The organism is Streptomyces pathocidini (genome assembly GCF_001418495.1).
Classification (GTDB): domain Bacteria; phylum Actinomycetota; class Actinomycetes; order Streptomycetales; family Streptomycetaceae; genus Streptomyces; species Streptomyces pathocidini.
This window is the reverse complement of sequence record NZ_LIQY01000595.1, coordinates 1-1332: the sequence shown is the minus strand read 5'-3', so window position 1 is coordinate 1332 and position 1332 is coordinate 1. Positions and strand designations below refer to the sequence as shown.

The 1332-nt window shown below is 76.4% G+C and carries 1 protein-coding gene; it reads right to left on the bottom strand.

Annotation, left to right across the window (positions count from 1 at the left end; translation table 11 throughout):
* Positions 1-36: 36 nt before the first annotated feature.
* Positions 37-1332, bottom strand: a 1296-nt coding sequence (locus AOK16_RS23270) for an ATP-binding cassette domain-containing protein (RefSeq protein ID WP_055474105.1), incomplete at its 5' end; no start/stop codon positions are given.

Sequence of the window (1332 nt, the reverse complement as noted above, 5' to 3'; positions counted from 1 at the left end):
GGGTGGGGGCGTCGGATGCGGCGCCGTACGTGCTCGTCATTCGGGCGTCGCCTCCAGGGCCTCGCGGACCTGGGTGAGGGTCAGCCAGGGGGACGTGGAGAGGACCTTGGCCACCTGCGGGGCGAAGGAAGGGGAGGCGAGGACCACCTCTGCCGTCGGGCCGTCGGCCACCACCTCGCCGTCGGCCAGGATCACCACGCGGTGGGCGAGTTCGGCGGCCAGCTCGACGTCGTGGGTCGCCAGGACGATCGCGTGGCCGTCCGCCGCCAGGTCGCGGAGGATGTCCACGAGGCGGGACTTCGCCGCGTAGTCGAGGCCGCGGGTCGGCTCGTCCAGGAGGATCAGCGGCGGGCGCGCGGTCAGGATGAGCGCCAGCGCCAGGGCGAGGCGCTGGCCTTCGGACAGGTCGCGCGGGTGCGTGGCGTCCGGTACGTCCGGGAGCAGGCCGGTGACCAGCCCGCGGCACGTACCCGGTTCGGCGCCCGCGTCCTCGTCCGCCGCCGCGCACTCGGCCGCGACCGTGTCCGCGTACAACAGGTCGCGCGGCTCCTGCGGTACGAGCCCCACGCGGCGGATCAGGTCCCGCGGGCTGCTGCGGTGCGGAGCCAGGTCGCCGACCCGTGCGGTGCCGGACGTGGGCGCGTGCAGGCCGACGAGTGCCCCCAACAGCGTTGACTTTCCCGCCCCGTTGCGGCCCATCAGGGCCACGGTCTCGCCCGAGCGCACGGACAGGTCCACCCCGCGCAGGGCCGCGATCCGGCCCCGGCGGACGGAGAGGCCGGACGCCGACCCGACCACGGCGGCCTCGGGCGTCGGGGGAGTGGGCCCCTTCCCCGGGGGAGTGGACTCCGGCGCGCGGTCCGCGAGGCGGGCGCGCAGGTCGCCCGCCCGCCGCCGGGCGTCGCGCACCGACAGGGGTACGGGCGACCAGCCCGCCAGGCGGCCGAGGCCCACCACCGGCGGGTGGACCGGGGAGACGGCCATGATCTCGGCCGGGGTGCCGGACACCGGCGGTTCGCCGGGGGCCGGGAGGAGAACGACCTGGTCCGCGTACTGGACGACGCGCTCCAGGCGGTGCTCGGCCATCAGCACGGTGGTCCCCAAGTCGTGGACGAGGCGCTGGAGTACGGCCAGGACCTCCTCCGCCGAGCCGGGGTCGAGCGCGGACGTCGGCTCGTCCAGGACCAGCACCCGAGGGTGCGGGGTCAGCACCGAGCCGATCGCCACCCGCTGCCGCTGCCCGCCCGACAGGCTCGCGATTGGCCGGTCGCGCAGCTCGGCGAGGCCGAGGAGGTCGAGCGTCTCCTCGACGCGGCGGCGCATCACGTCCGG